The organism is Streptomyces coeruleorubidus (assembly GCF_028885415.1).
Classification (GTDB): domain Bacteria; phylum Actinomycetota; class Actinomycetes; order Streptomycetales; family Streptomycetaceae; genus Streptomyces; species Streptomyces coeruleorubidus_A.
The window spans coordinates 7,267,663-7,283,113 of record NZ_CP118527.1 but is presented as its reverse complement, the minus strand read 5'-3'; the positions used below and the strand labels follow the sequence as shown (position 1 = coordinate 7,283,113).

9 protein-coding genes and 1 pseudogene are annotated in these 15,451 nt (G+C 71.7%); 2 read left to right on the top strand and 8 right to left on the bottom strand.

The features are described 5' to 3' along the window. Positions 1-46: 46 nt before the first annotated feature. Both PV963_RS33865 and PV963_RS33860 read right to left on the bottom strand, forming a co-directional pair. On the bottom strand, positions 47-2,074 hold the full coding sequence (locus tag PV963_RS33865) for an IucA/IucC family protein (RefSeq protein ID WP_274822196.1): 2,028 nt from the start codon (positions 2,072-2,074) through the stop codon (positions 47-49). Positions 2,075-2,353: 279 nt separating this feature from the next. After that, positions 2,354-3,772: a diaminobutyrate--2-oxoglutarate transaminase family protein gene (locus PV963_RS33860; protein ID WP_274822195.1), complete on the bottom strand. Its 1,419-nt coding sequence runs from the start codon at positions 3,770-3,772 to the stop codon at positions 2,354-2,356. A 340-nt stretch (positions 3,773-4,112) separates the two neighbouring features. Between PV963_RS33860 and PV963_RS33855 the strand changes: the two genes are divergently transcribed. Continuing rightward, the gene (locus tag PV963_RS33855; protein WP_274820275.1) at positions 4,113-5,336 is read left to right on the top strand and encodes a trypsin-like serine peptidase; all 1,224 of its coding nucleotides are present in this window, start codon (positions 4,113-4,115) and stop codon (positions 5,334-5,336) included. Positions 5,337-5,564: 228 nt separating this feature from the next. Then, positions 5,565-6,767 (top strand): annotated as a pseudogene (locus PV963_RS33850) (trypsin-like serine peptidase). Between the two features lie 67 nt (positions 6,768-6,834). On the opposite strand, the gene hflX reads toward PV963_RS33850, so the two are convergent. The 6 genes from hflX to miaA all read right to left on the bottom strand — a co-directional run bounded on the left by hflX (position 6,835) and on the right by miaA (position 15,332). Continuing rightward, positions 6,835-8,328 (bottom strand): GTPase HflX, encoded by a 1,494-nt coding sequence (gene hflX / locus PV963_RS33845; RefSeq protein WP_274820274.1) that lies wholly within the window; start codon positions 8,326-8,328, stop codon positions 6,835-6,837. 155 nt (positions 8,329-8,483) lie between these two features. Then, a complete protein-coding gene (locus PV963_RS33840; RefSeq protein ID WP_274820273.1) occupies positions 8,484-10,082 on the bottom strand; it encodes a M1 family metallopeptidase in 1,599 nt (532 codons plus the stop codon). 121 nt (positions 10,083-10,203) lie between these two features. Then, on the bottom strand, positions 10,204-12,426 hold the full coding sequence (locus PV963_RS33835; RefSeq protein ID WP_274820272.1) for a RelA/SpoT family protein: 2,223 nt from the start codon (positions 12,424-12,426) through the stop codon (positions 10,204-10,206). Between the two features lie 297 nt (positions 12,427-12,723). Beyond that, the gene (dapF, locus tag PV963_RS33830) at positions 12,724-13,596 is read right to left on the bottom strand and encodes a diaminopimelate epimerase (RefSeq protein ID WP_274820271.1); all 873 of its coding nucleotides are present in this window, start codon (positions 13,594-13,596) and stop codon (positions 12,724-12,726) included. A gap of 140 nt (positions 13,597-13,736) precedes the next feature. Continuing rightward, positions 13,737-14,285, bottom strand: a complete 549-nt coding sequence (locus tag PV963_RS33825; protein ID WP_274822194.1) for a hypothetical protein — start codon at positions 14,283-14,285, stop codon at positions 13,737-13,739. Between the two features lie 108 nt (positions 14,286-14,393). Further along, positions 14,394-15,332, bottom strand: a complete 939-nt coding sequence (miaA, locus tag PV963_RS33820; protein WP_274820270.1) for a tRNA (adenosine(37)-N6)-dimethylallyltransferase MiaA — start codon at positions 15,330-15,332, stop codon at positions 14,394-14,396. Between the last annotated feature and the right edge of the window lie 119 nt (positions 15,333-15,451).

Here is a 15,451-nt window from a genome sequence, read left to right as displayed (position 1 = left end):
CTCAGAGATGAAGGAGGTCGGTTGTGGTCGGGGGCGGTCAGGGTGATCAGCAGTGCAGGGGGTTGGCGATGGTGACGTAGATGGACTGGGTGTCGACCGGGCCGACGAGTTCGTCGAGGCCGTGGAGCCGGGTCAGCAGGTTGGCCTTGCAGCGCAGGACGGGTGAGTCCAGCAGCCGGGTCGGTAGCGAGGAGCGCAGCCGGGCCGGGCCGGAGGCGACGTTTCCGAGGAAACGGCGGAAGGCGGCGAGCAGCAGCCGCTCGTCGGCCAGCCCCTGGGAGCCGAACGCGCCGATGAGGCCGAGGACGTTGTTGACCGCCAGGTAGTAGGCGAAGCGCTCGTCGGTGACCTCGTCGCGGACGAACGTGTCGCTCCGCTCTCCGATGCCGGGCAGCCGGGCGTCGAGGTCCGCGCGCCGGGACTCGCGGAAGTAGTAGCCCTGGTTGTCGCGGTAGCGGCCGCCTGTGGGCCATCCGTCGGCGTCCAGCAGGACCAGGGTGTTCTGCTGGTGAGCCTCCAAGGCGATGCCGGCCTCACCGTCCAGCCACAGGACGGGACGCACGACGTGCTCGAGGTAGCGCAGGAACCACTCGGCGGCGACGGCTCCACAGGGCCGGCCGGTCCCGCGGGCGAGACGCGTGACGACCTCGGCCAACCGGGACCGGAGGACGGGGCCGTGGATCTCCGGACGGTCGGAAGCGATTCCCGGCCGAGCAGGGGAGCACGGACGCGGCGAGACGAGGCCGGCAACGCATGAGACATCGCCCGAGGGGCTGAACGGGTTGTGGCGGATCACCACGTCCAGTCCGGGCAACGGGACGCTGCCGCATCCACCGGAGGCACCGGAGGCACCGGAGGCACCGGAGGCACCGGAGGCACCGGAGGCACCGGAGGCACCGGAGGCACCGATAGCGATCCAAGCCGGGTCGCGAACGATGTCGAAGCACGGATACACGGCCCGCCATTGCTGCGCGAGTCCGCTGCGGAGCAGGCGGTGGACCTCGACGCCGCGGTGGAGCTCCTTACGGAGGTTCTCGCGACGGGAGTTGGTGATGCGCAGGCCCAGCGACAGCTTGAGCATCGCGGGGGCACCGGTTTGGTAGACGGTTCGTACGGAGGAGGTGGGTTGCCAGGGAGTGCCATGGGTGCCGAGGTCGCGGAGCAGTCCGCTGTCGAGCAGGGCAGCGCACTCCGGGCGGTGCCGGATCTCGCGTGCCTGCCAGGGGTGCAGGGGCAGTAGCGCGTACCCGTCCGGCAGCGGCAGGTCTGTCCCGGCCAGGCGTGCGGTGAGTCGGGCCGCGGCGACAGGGCGGCCGCGTTCGGTCCAGGCGGAGTCGGTGGCGAGGACGGAGGGGGCGACAGCCATCCAGTGCAGAGAGAAGGATCCGCGCAACTCGGGCGAGTACAGCCGTGCTTCGGCCTCGGAGAGACCCTCGCGGCTCTTCGGGGTTGGGTGCAGGGAGTGTCCGAGGAGGAGTGACTGTTCCGCGGCCAGGAAGAGGTCGGAGCCATCGACCGGGTGTTCACGGCGGTCGCTGAGGAAGGAGGTGACGCGGCGGAGGGAGTCGGCAACGCCCGCGACGAGTCCGACACCGTCACCGTTACTGTCGCCGTCGCCGTGGCCGTGGCCGTGGCCGTGGCCGTGGCCGTGGCCGTCTGCGGGCGTCTCCCTGGAGAGCAGAGCGGCGACCGTGACGGCGTCGGCCGGTGGGGCGTCGTCGGGAGCGTCGGCCAGACGCGGGAGACCGAAGCGGTGCCAGCCCGTCGGAGACCAGTAGCGGACGGGGGCGAGCAGGGCCGTGCCGCTGGCGGGAAGCGGGATGCGGAGGATGCCGTCGGTGGGGGCGGGCTGGCTGGTCTCGCGCACCCAGCAGCGGAGCAGTGTCTCCACGGCTGCTGCCAGGGCGACGGCGTGCGGCTCGGGAAACTCCAAGAGGTCGACGGTGGCCCGCCCAGCCCTTACCTCACTGCTCCGCACCTCGCCGTCCCTCACCTCACCGTCCGGCACCTCGGCGAGCTGCGCCTCAGGCCTCTGACCGGGGACCGCCGGGTCGGCCGGGATCACCAGGTTCATCGGGTTCGCCGGGTTCACCGGGTTCACCGGGTTCGCCGGGACCACCGGGTTCACCGGGACCGCCGGGTTCACCGGGTTCGCCGGGACCACCGGGTTCACCGGGACCGCCGGGTTCACCGGGTTGTTCGCCGACACCCCCGAGGCCCGGACGTCGGCAGAGCCTCGTCCCGGCGTCGTGGCGTGGTCGTCGGGCTGGGTGATGGCGTTCAAGACAGGTACCTCGTCGGGTGGTTCCGGGGCGTGCGATCGGGGCCTGCGAGCGGGGGGTCCTGCACAGGCTCACGGCGTGTAGGGCTCTGCTGCCGCGCCCCCATGGCAGCGAGCCGCCGCTCGGACAGCGTCGGCCAAGCGGTCCTGCACGGCGGCCGCCTGTTCGTCGGTGATCGTCAGGGGCGGCAGCAGCCGGACGACGCTGGCATGACGGCCGCCGAGGCCGACGATGAGGCCGCGCCGCAGGCACTCCTGCTGGACCGCGGCCGCCAGTTCGGGGGCGGCGGGGAGAGGCTCCCCTGCAGCCTCAACCACCCGCCCGGCTCCTCCGCCCGCCCCCTCCGGATCCACGAATTCCACCCCGATCATCAGCCCCCTCCCCCGCACATCGCCCACGCACGGAAACTCCCCCGACAGCCCCTGGAGTTGGCGCAGCATGCGCGCCCCGAGAGTCGCCGCGCGTTCGGCGAGTTGGTTTTCCCGGACGTGGGTGAGGGTCGCCGTGCCGGCGGCCATGGCGAGTTGGTTGCCGCGGAACGTGCCGGCGGGGGCGCCGGGTTCCGGGGCGTCGAGGTCGTCGCGGTAGACCACGACGGCCAGCGGCAGACTGCCCCCGATGGCCTTGGAAAGGACCATCACGTCGGGGGTCACTCCGCTGTGCTCCACGGCCCAGAAGGTGCCGGTCCGCCCGACGCCCGTCTGGATCTCGTCGGCGATCAGCGGGACGGACCGGTCGGCCGTGAGCTGCCGCATGCGCCGCAGCCAGGCGTCCGGTGCGGGGATCACCCCGCCCTCGCCCTGGACGGGCTCGACGATCATCCCGGCGGGGAGCGCAGCGCCCGGCCCGGGGTCGTCGAGGACGGACTCGGTCCACCGGGCGGCGAGGTCGGCCCCGCGATCGCCCCCGACGCCGAAGGGGCAGCGGTAGTCCTGCGGGTATGGCAGGCGGGCGTCTCGTACGCCGTGGGCGCCGGTGGACGCGCCGAGTGCCCCGGCCGTCCTTCCGTGGGAGGCGCCGGTGAACGCGATGAGGCCGGTCCGGCCGGTCGCCGCGCGCACCAGTTCGCAGGCGGTCTCCACGGCGTCGCTGCCGGCCGGTCCGCAGAACCGCACGCGCGCCCGGTCGGCGAGCTCTCGGGGCAGGGTGCGGAACAGCTCGGTGATGAAGGCGTCCCTGACGGGTGTGGCGAGGTCGAGGACGTTGAGGGGCGCGCCGGAGTCGAGGACCTTGCGGATGGCTTCCAGGACGACCGGGTGGTTGTGCCCGAGGGCGAGCGCACCGGCGCCGGAGAGGCAGTCCAGGTAACGGCGGCCGTCCGCGCCCTCGATGGTCAGTCCACGGGCCCGCACCGGCACGATCGGCAGGGCGCGGGCGTAGGTGCGGGCCGCGGACTCGCGCGCGGACTGGCGGCGCAGGATCCCCTCGTGCGCGGCGCGCGCTCCCGGTGCCGTGTCGTCGACGGCACTTGGGAGGGCCCTCACCGGCATACGCCCCACAGCGGCCTCCTCGGACGCATATCCCGCATGGGTGGATTCCGCCACGACTTCCCTGACCTCCCACCGGGCACGGGCACAGAGGACCGCACACGGACAGCAGGCCCCCCACCGCTACCAACCCCGGTCCGCTCACCGGGTTACGGGTTGCCTCAAGATCCTTTCCGTGACGGAACTGTTGCGGTTCCGTCGGGCCGCCCCCACAGCCACCGCATAGTGTGTGGTGCCGTTCCCGGACGCCGTGAGCTCGGCCTGAACTCCCCATGAGTCGGCGGAAACCAGGGCCGAGGCACCGGTTCGTCCATGTTCGTTCCACATCAGGGGGAGTCACATCATGCGATCCACACGGCCGTCGTCCATCGCCAGCCGAGGGGGGAGGGCGCGCCGCAGGAACTCCCCCGTGCTGGCCGCCGTTGCCCTCGCCTCGGCGCTCGCGCTGACCGCCACCGCCTGCGAGTCGGGTGACGCCGCGGCGGGCGGTGAGGCCTCCGCGTCGGCCGGCGTCTCCGACGACGGCAAGCTGAGGATCCCGGACGACATCAGGGACCGGCTCCGCGAGCACGGGATCGACATCGACAAGTGGAAGAACGGCGCCTGGAAGAACTGGGACCGGGACGACTGGCTGCGCGAGGCCAACGAGTACATCAACCCGATCATCGAGGGCCTGTGGGACCCGGACCGCATGCGGGAGGCCGAGGAGCCCGACCAGGGCGTGGACGACAGCGACCTCGCCGGTGACCAGGGCGTGACCGATCCCACGCCCGAGCCGGTCCAGGCGCAGGCGGTGCCGCCGTCGTACCACGCCAACGCGCCCACGGCCGGGAAGGTGTTCTTCGACTCCCCCAAGGGCTCGGCCGTCTGCTCGGCGACGGTGGTGAAGGACCCGGCCCACCCGGGCAAGTCCAACCTCGTGTGGACGGCGGGCCACTGCGTGCACGCGGGCAAGAAGGGCGGCTGGTACCGCAACATCGCGTTCGTGCCGTCGTACAACGACGACGGCAAGCCGGTCGCGGAACTGGAGAACGCCACCAAGGAGGACGTCGCTCCCTACGGCGTCTGGTGGGGTGACTGGGCGCAGACCTCGGACCAGTGGATCGAGCAGGGCGGCTCGACGGGCGGGGACGGCGCGCCCTACGACTTCGCGGTCATCCATGTGACGCCGGAGAAGGGCAGCGGCGGCAGGTCGCTGGAGGAGACGGTCGGTTCGGCGTTGCCGGTCGACTTCAAGGCTCCCGCCGTACCGAAGGTGAAGAGCGTCACGGCGATCGGCTACCCGGCCGCGGCGCCGTACGACGGGCAGAAGCTGTACCGGTGCCAGGACCAGCCGGGCCGGCTGTCGGTCACCGCGTCGGACCCGACGATGTACCGCATCGGCTGCACGATGACCGGCGGTTCCTCCGGTGGCGGCTGGGTCGCGACGGGCTCGGACGGCAAGCCGGCGCTGGTGTCCAACACCTCGATCGGCCCGGTGAAGTCGGGTTGGCTGGCCGGTCCGCGCCTGGGCGAGGTGGCCAAGGGCGTGTACGACTCGGTCAGCGAGAAGTTCGCGGGACGGTGACATTCCGCTGAACACGTCGGCGGTGGGGGGTGCCGCGTGCCCGTGACCGTACCTACCGGTGCCCCCTGGCGCATTGGCCCGTGGACTCACGGAAACCTTCACCGCCCCACCCCGGCACGCCCCTCAACTCCATGGGCGTAATGGGGTGTCGCGCCGGGGGCTCCGGCGCCAGGTGTGACATGCACACGCAGCAGCACACGGGTATGCACCAACGGCGGTCATCGCACCATGTGTTCCACACGTACGCCCGCGGCACCGAGGCGCGGGCGGCGCACCGTTCTGGCCGCCACCGGGCTCGTCGCCGCCCTGACGCTCACCGCGACCGCCTGTGAAGGTTCGGCGGACTCGGCGAGCGACAAGCCCGGCGCCACGACCTCGCAGGAGGCGGACGCCGGCGGAAAGGTCAAGATCCCGGCCGACCTCGCGGGCAAGCTGAAGGAGCACGGGATCGACGTCGACCAGTGGAAGGACGGCGGCTGGAAGAACTGGGACAAGGACAAGTGGCTCAGTGACGCCAAGGACTTCGTCAATCCGGTGATCGAGGGCCTGTGGAAGCCGGAGCGGATGCAGTCCGCGAAGGAGGCCGACAAGACGGTCACGACGAAGGACGCGTCGGCCGGCCAGGGCGTCAGCGACCCGGATCCGGCGCCGGTCGGGGCGCAGGCCGAGAAGACGCCGTACCACCGGAACGCCGCCCCGGTCGGCAAGGTCTTCTTCGACTCCCCCGACGGCCCGGCCGTCTGCTCCGGCACGGTGGTCAAGGACGTCAACCACCCGGGCAAGTCCAACCTGGTGTGGACGGCGGGCCACTGCCTGCATGCCGGCGGCAACGGCGGTTGGTTCCGCAACCTCGTGTTCGTCCCGGCCTACAACGACCTCGGCAAGTCCGAGGCGGAGCTGAGCAACGCGAACCCGACGAAGGTCGCCCCGTACGGCAACTGGTGATCGGACTGGGCTTCGACCTCGAACCAGTGGATCCAGGGCGGCTCGGAGACCGGCGGTGACGGGGCCGCGTACGACTACGCCGTGCTGCACGTGAGGCCCGAGCAGGGTGCCAAGTCCCTGGAGGAGACGGTCGGTGCCGCGCTGGACGTGGACTTCTCCGCGCCGTCCGCGGCCGAGGCCGCCAAAATGGGCGCCTGGGGCTACCCGGCGGCGCCGCCCTACAACGGCCTGAAGATGTTCAAGTGCGTCGACGTCCCGGGCCGGTTCTCGCTCAGCCCGAGCCTGCCGACGATGTACCGCATCGGCTGCACCATGACCGGCGGTTCGTCGGGCGGCGGCTGGTTCCGGGTGCTGAACGGCAAGTCCGTGCTGGTGTCCAACACCTCGATCGGCCCGGCCGACAACAGCTGGCTGGCCGGCCCGCAGCTGGGCCGCGATGCCGAGGCGCTCTACCAGAACATGAGCAAGACGTACGGCGGTCGCTGACCGGGACATGCTGAAGGCCCGCTCCCGGCGGACAGGGAGCGGGCCTTCTCACATCAAGGTCGAACCGTCAGAGCGCCGGCGCCGGGACGTACGGCGCGAGCTCCGCCGCCAGTTCCTCGTGCACCCGCACCTTGAGCAGGGTGCCCTCCGGGGTGTGCTCCTCGGAGAGGATCTCGCCCTCGTCGTGAGCACGGGCGACGAGCTTGCCGTGCGTGTACGGCACGAGCACCTCGATCTCGACCGACGGGCGCGGCAGCTCGTTGTCGATGAGCGCGAGCAGCTCGTCGATGCCCTGGCCGGTGCGGGCCGAGACGGCCATGGACCGCTTCTCGACGCGCAGCAGCCGCTGGAGCGTCAGCGGGTCGGCCGCGTCGGCCTTGTTGATCACGACGATCTCGGGTACGCCGGTGGCGCCGACGTCCCTGATCACCTCGCGTACGGCGGCCAGCTGCTCCTCCGGGTTCGGGTGCGAACCGTCCACCACGTGCAGGATCAGGTCGGACTCGCCGACCTCCTCCATCGTGGAGCGGAACGCCTCGACCAGGTGGTGGGGCAGGTGGCGGACAAAGCCGACCGTGTCGGCCAGCGTGTACAGCCGTCCGCTCGGGGTCTCGGCCCGGCGCACGGTCGGGTCGAGGGTCGCGAAGAGGGCGTTCTCGACCAGCACGCCCGCACCCGTGAGGCGGTTGAGCAGCGAGGACTTGCCGGCGTTGGTGTAGCCCGCGATGGCGACCGAGGGCACCTTGTGGCGCTTGCGCTCCTGGCGCTTGATCTCGCGGCCGGTCTTCATGTCCGCGATCTCCCGGCGCATCTTCGCCATCTTCTCGCGGATCCGCCGCCGGTCCGTCTCGATCTTGGTCTCACCGGGACCACGGGTGGCGAGGCCGCCGCCCTTGCCGCCGCCCATTTGCCGGGACAGCGACTGACCCCAGCCGCGCAGCCTCGGCAGCATGTACTGCATCTGCGCGAGCGCGACCTGCGCCTTGCCCTCTCGGGACTTGGCGTGCTGGGCGAAGATGTCCAGGATCAACGCCGTACGGTCGATGACCTTGACCTTGACGACGTCCTCGAGGTGGATCAGCTGGCCGGGGCTGAGCTCACCGTCGCAGATGACGGTGTCCGCGCCCGATTCGAGGACGATGTCGCGCAGCTCCTCGGCCTTGCCGGAGCCGATGTAGGTGGCCGCGTCGGGCTTGTCGCGGCGCTGGATCACACCGTCGAGCACCAGCGCGCCGGCCGTTTCCGCGAGGGCGGCGAGCTCCGCGAGGGAGTTGTCCGCGTCCTGCACGGTTCCCGTGGTCCAGACGCCGACGAGCACGACCCGCTCCAGGCGGAGCTGGCGGTACTCGACCTCGGTGACGTCCTCGAGCTCGGTGGAGAGGCCCGCCACACGGCGCAGAGCCGCGCGCTCGGAGCGGTCGAACTGGTCGCCGTCCCGCTCTCCGTCGATCTCGTGGCTCCAGGCGACGTCCTCTTCCATCAGGGCATCGGCCCGAAGACCCTCGGGGTGGCTGTGCGCGAAGCGCTTGGTGTCCTGGGAAGGGGAAGAAGAGGAGGTCATTGGATCCTTACGTAGCTGGGAAACCGTTTACGGCGACGGAGCGCTGTGAGCTTTCCGTCACCCGGCATAACGCGCGAGCACTCCGGGAGATTCCCGGCGCTCGTGCCGCGCCGACCTGAAGATGGTCGCACGGCACGGGGCGTCTCGTCACCGTGTTATCGAGCGGCGGCCTTCGCGGGTGGAGCAGGTTTCGCCGGTGCGGCCGCTTTCGCCGGGGCGGCAGGATTCGCGGGCCCAGCCGCCTTCGCTGGTGCGGCACGATTCGCGGGCGCGGCGGGCTTCTCTTGCGCGGCCGGCTTCCAGTCCGGGTGGCCCGGCATCGGCGGGGTCTTCTCCCCGTACAGCCAGCCCTGGAAGAAGCCGTCCAGGTCGCGCCCGGAGATCTCGGCGGCCAGCCGGACGAAGTCCTCCGTCGTCGCGGTGCCGTCCTGGTACCGGCCGACCCAGGCGCGTTCCAGGCGCTCGAAGGCCGGGCGGCCGATCTCCTGGCGCAGGGCGTACAGGACGAGCGCGGCCCCGTCGTAGACGTTGGGCCGGAAGATGCCGGTCTTGCGGCCCGGCTCGGGGGCCTTCGGGGCGGCGGGTGGGCCACCGGCCGCGCGCCAGCGGTCGGAGGCGCCGTACGCGGCCTTCATACGGTCCCGCATCGACTTGCCGGCCCGCTCCTCGGCGTACAGCGCCTCGTACCAGGTGGCGTGTCCCTCGTTGAGCCACAGGTCGGACCAGGTGCGGGGGCCGACGCTGTTGCCGAACCACTGGTGCGCCAGCTCGTGGACCATGATCGCCTCGACGTACCACGCGGGGTAGACGGGCTCGGTGAACAGCTCCCGTTCGAAGAGGGAGAGCGTCTGGGTCTCCAGTTCGAAGCCGGTGGAGGCGTCGGCCATGAGCAGGCCGTACGTCTCGAAGGGGTAGCGGCCGACCTTGCTCTCCATCCAGGCGATCTGCTCCGGAGTCTTCTCCAGCCAGGGTTCGAGCGCCTTGCGGTGCCTGGTCGGGACGACGTCCCGTACGGGCAGTCCGTGCGGGCCGGTGCGGTGCAGCACGGTGGAGCGGCCGATGGAGACCTGGGCGAGCTCGGTGGCCATGGGGTGCTGGGTGCGGTACGTCCAGGTGGTCGACCCGCCGGACTCGTCCACCCCGGCGGACAGGCCGTTGGCGACGGCCGTGTGACCGTCGGGCGCGGTGACCCGGATGGTGAACATCGCCTTGTCGGAGGGGTGGTCGTTGCACGGGAACACCAGGTGCGCGGCGTCGGCCTGGTTGGCCATCGCGAGGCCGTCCGCGGTGCGCACCCAGCCGCCCTCGCGCCCCTTCGCGGGCACGGGGTCACTGGTGTGCCACACGGTGATCCGCATCCAGTTGCCGTCCGACACCGAGTCCTCGGGCGTGATCACCAGGTCCTCGCCGGCGGTGCCGAAGGTGGCGGGGTCGCCGTCGACCTCGACCGAGTGGACCGTGCCGTGGGCGAAGTCCAGGTTGACGCGGTCCAGGTCGGCGGTGGTCCAGGCGTCGATGGTGGTCACGGCCCGCAGCGGCTCGCTGTTGTTGCCGGGATAGGTGAAGGAGAGGTCGTACGACGCGACGTCGTAGCCGGGGTTGCCCAGGTGCGGGAAGAGGCGGTCGCCGACGCCGAGCGGGACGGCGGGGGCGCTCGCGGCGACGAGGCAGACGGAGACGGCCGAGGCGAGCAGCGCCGCGGACGTTCGCCGACGACGGGAACGGGTTCGGGTGCGGGGGGCGGTGAGGCGCATGCCTCACGGCTATCAGCGCGCGTGTGCGCGACGGGGGCGGCGCGCGTCCGGCCCACCCGAACCGGGTACCGGTGCCTGCGCCGGGTGCCGTCCCGTGTCCGGTCGCCGGCGTCCCGGCGGCTCAGCCGCCCTGTGTCTGTGGCTGTGCCCGGGTGACGTCGTACACCCCGGCCACATTGCGCATGGCGCGCATGAGGGCGGGCAGGTGGGCCGCGTCCGGGAGCTGCACGGTGTAGGTGTGACGGACCTGCTGCTGGGTCGGGGGTTCGACGGTCGCGGAGACGATCTCGGCGCCTTCGAGGGCCATGGCCTCCGTGAGGTCGGCGAGCAGATGCGGACGGACGAACGATTCGGCGACCAGCGTGACCCGGCACTCGGTGGCCTCGCCCCAGCGCACGCCGACCTCCGTGCGCCCCCCGTCCTTCATACGGGCCACCGCGGCGCACTCGGCGCGGTGCACGGTGACCGCTCCCCCGCGTACCGCGAAGCCGGTGATCTCGTCGGGCCGTACGGGTGTGCAGCAGCCGGCGAGCCGGACGGTCGCGCCGGGCCGGTCGGTGAGGACGTTGCCGGTGGCGGGGCGGACGGCCGCCTGCTCGGGAGCCGGTCCGTCCGGGTCGGATGCGTCGGACGCGTCGGCGGTCGTGGGTCGGGGAGCCACAGCCCGCTCCCCGGACTGCCGGTTCCCCTCGGGCTGCCGGTTCTCCTGGGCCTCGGCCCGCTGCGCCTCGGCCTGCGCCGGGTGGGCGGCCAGCCAGCGCTGGATGGCGATCCGGGCCGCGGGCGTGTGCGCGTGCTCCAGCCACTCCCGGGAGGGCTCGGACGCCGGGTCCTGGCCCATGAGGAGCTGGACGGTGTCGCCGTCCTTCAACACGGTGCTCAGCGTGGCCAGTCGGCCGTTGACACGTGCGCCGATGCAGGCGTGCGCGTCCTCGCCGTACTGCGCGTACGCGGCGTCCACGCAGGTCGCCCCCTCGGGCAGGCCGAGCGTGCCGCCGTCGGGCCGGAAGACGGTGATCTCGCGGTCCTGGGCGAGGTCCTCGCGCAGAGTCGACCAGAAGTGGTCCGGGTCGGGTGCCGCCTCCTGCCAGTCGAGGAGCCGGGAGAGCCAGCCGGGGCGGGTGGGATCGACGCGCTCGCCGTCGGCCGGGTCGTCGGAGGCCGGCGCGTACGGGTTGCCGAGCGCGACGACTCCGGCCTCGGCGACCTTGTGCATCTGGTGCGTGCGGATGAGGACTTCGACGACCTGGCCGTCCTCGCGGGCGACCGCCGTGTGCAGTGACTGGTACAGGTTGAACTTCGGTACGGCGATGAAGTCCTTGAACTCCGAGACGACCGGCGTCATGCAGGTGTGGAGTTCGCCCAGGACGCCGTAGCAGTCGGCGTCCTCGTTCACCAGCACCAGCAGGCGGCCGAAGTCGGAGCCGCGGAGCCGGCCGCGTTTGCGGGAGACGCGGTGCACGGAGACGAAGTGGCGGGGCCGGATGAGGACTTCGGCCGGGATGTCCGCCTCGCGCAGCACGGTGCGCACCTCGTCGGCGACCTCGGCGAGCGGGTCGTCCGCGCGGGCGGCGTTGCGGACGATCAACTCCCTTGTGTGCTCGTACTCCTCGGGGCGCAGGATCGCGAAGACGAGGTCTTCCAGTTCGGTCTTGAGCGCCTGGACGCCGAGCCGTTCGGCGAGCGGGATCAGCACGTCATGTGTCACCTTGGCGATGCGCTCCTGTTTCTCGGGGCGCATGACGCCGAGCGTGCGCATGTTGTGCAGCCGGTCGGCGAGTTTGATCGACATGACGCGGACGTCGTTGCCGGTGGCGACGAGCATCTTGCGGAAGGTCTCGGGCTCGGCGGCGGCGCCGTAGTCGACCTTCTCCAGTTTGGTGACGCCGTCGACGAGGTAGCGGACCTCCTCGCCGAACTGCTCGCCGACCTGGTCGAGCGTCACGTCCGTGTCCTCGACGGTGTCGTGGAGCAGGGACGCGGTCAACGTCGTGGTCTCGGCGCCGAGTTCGGCGAGGATCAGGGTCACGGCGAGCGGGTGCGTGATGTACGGCTCGCCGCTCTTGCGCATCTGGCCGCGGTGCGAGGACTCCGCCAGGACGTAGGCGCGGCGCAGGGGTTCGAGGTCCGCGTCGGGGTGGTGGGCGCGGTGGGCGTCGACGACGTGGCTGATGGCGTCGGGCAGCCGGTCGCGGGCGGCGGGGCCGAGCAGCGCGGCTCTGCCGAGGCGGCGCAGGTCGATCCGGGGGCGGGCCTTTCTGCGCGGGGCTGTCGGCGTCACCGGTCCTGACACCGCGCCCGGCATCGGGCCTGGGGTCACGGAATTCGTGGCCTCCGCACTCATGGGCACCTCCGGCTGCGTGGACCGGCGGACGGGGTGCCCCAGGGCGGACACGGCTCACGGGGCGGCTTCGGTCCCCCGTCCGGGCCGGTGCTTGATGCTACCGAGCCCACCACGCCCGACTGACCGCCTCTCGCCGAGCGTGAAACTGATCACCCATTCGAGGGACGAATGTGAGGTTTGTGCCCTCGTACGTCATGACCTCGACGGTCTCTTTCACGCCAAGTGGCCGGTTACCGACGGCTGTTTCGGGTCGAGTGGCCGACAGCGCGTGGGTGTTTCAGGCCGGTCGGATCCCGCTCATGCCGCCGCGGCCGCTTCCAGCCACTCCGCGTCGATCTCGCCCTCGGCCACGATCACGGCAGGGCCCGTCATCTCGATCTCGCCGTCGGGCCGCTCGGTGATCACCAGGGTGCCGCCGGGCACGTCCACGGTGTACGTCGCCGGGGTGCCGGTGGCCGTCGGGTCGGCCCCGTCGCGGCGGGCGGTGGCCACGGCGACCGCGCACGCGCCCGTGCCGCAGGAGCGGGTCTCGCCGGAGCCGCGCTCGTGCACGCGGAGCGCGACGTGCCCGGGGCCGCGGTCGACCACGAACTCGACGTTCACACCGTCCGGGTAGGCGGCTGCCGGGCTGAAGGGCGGCGGGGAGAGCAGGTCACCGGCGTGGGACAGGTCGTCCACGAAGGCGACCGCGTGCGGGTTGCCCATGTTCACGTTCCGCGCGGGCCAGCTGCGCTCGCCGACGCTCACCGTGACGTCGCCCTCGGGGAGCACCGCCTTGCCCATGCCCACGGTGACGTCACCGTCCTTGGCGATGTGCACGGTCTTCACGCCCCCGCGCGTGGCGACCGCGAGGTCTCCTTCGGTGACATGTCCGGCGCGCTGGAGGTAGCGCGCGAAGACCCGCACGCCGTTGCCGCACATCTCCGCGATCGAGCCGTCGCCGTTGCGGTAGTCCATGAACCACTCCGCCTCGGGCGCCATGTGCCGGGCCTCGGGGTGCGCGGCGGACCGCACCACGTGCAGCAGTCCGTCACCGCCGATGCCCGCGCGGCGGTCGCAGAGGATCGCGACGGCGGCCGGGGGCAGGTCGATGGCGTTCTCGGGGTCCGGGACGATCACGAAGTCGTTCTCGGTGCCGTGACCCTTGAGGAAGGCGATCCGCGTGCTCATTCCTCGATCGTACGGTCTGCTCCGCGGGGAGGGCCGTGCGGAGCAGTCATGGGTGTGCGGATGCTTCGCGGTGTGCGGGTGCGTCGTGGCTTGTCGCGCAGTTCCCCGCGCCCCTTCGGGGCGCTCCAGCATGCGGCGCTCTAGCGGAGCCTTGCCACTCGCCACACGGCCAGCACTACTACCGCAGCCACCATGACGGCGTACGCGAGTACGACCCGCCAGTCCGGTCTGCGGCCGGAACCCCGGGCCGGCAGGCCCGGCCAGGTGTGGCCCACGCGGCGGGCGGCCGTCATGCCCCAGCCGGCCGCGCACGAGCAGATCAGCAGCCCGAGCATGGCGATCACGGCCCCGCTGTCGCCGAAGTCGAAGGCGAGCGGGAACGCGAACATCAGGGAGCCGAGCGCGGCCAGGCTCACGATGGGCGCGAGCTGCCAGATGCGCAGCCGGCGCTGCGGGCGCAGCTCGACCTCGACCTCGCCCGCGAACATCTCCTCGGGCTCGGGGCCGTCGTCCGTCACGCCCTGCGTCTCGTCGGGCCCGTCGGAGCTGAGACGGTCCGACTCCTGGTCCGGTCCGTCCCCGAGCTCCGGGTCGTTCCGGCGTTCCGGTTCATCCCGGCGCTCCGGTTCATCCCGGTCGGCGGTGATGTGATCGGTGCCTTGTGCGGTGTCGCGAGGGCCGGCCTCCATCGCCACGCGCCCTCCCAACTAGGACTCAGCTCGGTCGATCGAAGCTCGATGATGGCACGCCGTCGCAAGCCCGGATGACGGCCTGGGCGTCCCGATGCCATGACGTGATCAGGCTGTAACCGGTCGTTCGACCAAAGACAGCGCGAGCTGCGGAAGTTCTGTGAGATCGGCCGCAGCCCCACTCAACCAGTGCACCCGGGGATCGCGCCTGAACCATGAATCCTGACGGCGCGCGAAACGCTTGGTGGCACGCACGGTTTCGACCCGCGCGTCCTCCAGCGTGCACTCCCCGGCGAGCGCCGCGAGCACCTGCTGGTAGCCGAGCGCGCGTGAGGCAGTACGCCCCTCGCGCAACCCCTGCGCTTCGAGTGCGCGCACCTCGTCCACGAGGCCGGCCTCCCACATCCGGTCGACCCGGCGCGCAATGCGCTCGTCCAGCTCGGGCCGGGCCACGTCGACGCCGATCTGGATCGTGTCGTACACGGAGTCGTGGCCGGGGAGATTGGCGGTGAAGGGCCTGCCGGTGATCTCGATCACCTCCAGGGCCCGGACGACCCGGCGGCCGTTGCTCGGCAGGATCGCCCGCGCGGCCTCGGGGTCGGCGGCGGCCAGCCGGGCGTGCAGCGCGCCGGAGCCGCGCAGCGTGAGTTCCTCCTCCAGGCGGGCGCGGACCTCGGGGTCGGTGCCGGGGAACTCCAGGTTGTCGACGGCCCCGCGCACATACAGTCCGGAGCCGCCGACCAGGATCGGCCAGCGGCCTTCGGCGAGCAGGGCCTCGATCCGCTCGCGGGCCAGGCGCTGGTACTCGGCGACGGACGCCGTGACGGTCACGTCCCAGATGTCCAGGAGGTGGTGGGGGACGCCGCCGCGCTCCTCGGGCGTCAGCTTGGCGGTGCCGATGTCCATCCCTCGGTAGAGCTGCATGGAGTCGGCGTTGACGACCTCACCGCCGAGACGCTGGGCCAGGAAGACGCCCAGATCGGACTTTCCGGCCGCAGTTGGTCCGACGACGGCGATGACGCGGGGGGCGGGGGGTGCACTGCTCACCGACCCAGTCTCGCAAACCTCGAACCCCGCTCTCGAACGAGTTACGTGACGCCACGACCCCGGGGTCGTTGCCCGTTGCGAGGTTCCTGCCGCCGGATCGCCATGGCGGTGGCCCGGGT

Coding starts and splice junctions, on each gene's coding strand:
- PV963_RS33865 (WP_274822196.1), bottom strand. CDS start 2,074: ATGAACCTGGTGATCCCGGCCGACCCGGCGGTCCCCGGTCAGAGGCCT.
- PV963_RS33860 (WP_274822195.1), bottom strand. CDS start 3,772: ATGCCGGTGAGGGCCCTCCCAAGTGCCGTCGACGACACGGCACCGGGA.
- PV963_RS33855 (WP_274820275.1), top strand. CDS start 4,113: ATGCGATCCACACGGCCGTCGTCCATCGCCAGCCGAGGGGGGAGGGCG.
- hflX (WP_274820274.1), bottom strand. CDS start 8,328: ATGACCTCCTCTTCTTCCCCTTCCCAGGACACCAAGCGCTTCGCGCAC.
- PV963_RS33840 (WP_274820273.1), bottom strand. CDS start 10,082: ATGCGCCTCACCGCCCCCCGCACCCGAACCCGTTCCCGTCGTCGGCGA.
- PV963_RS33835 (WP_274820272.1), bottom strand. CDS start 12,426: ATGAGTGCGGAGGCCACGAATTCCGTGACCCCAGGCCCGATGCCGGGC.
- dapF (WP_274820271.1), bottom strand. CDS start 13,596: ATGAGCACGCGGATCGCCTTCCTCAAGGGTCACGGCACCGAGAACGAC.
- PV963_RS33825 (WP_274822194.1), bottom strand. CDS start 14,285: ATGGAGGCCGGCCCTCGCGACACCGCACAAGGCACCGATCACATCACC.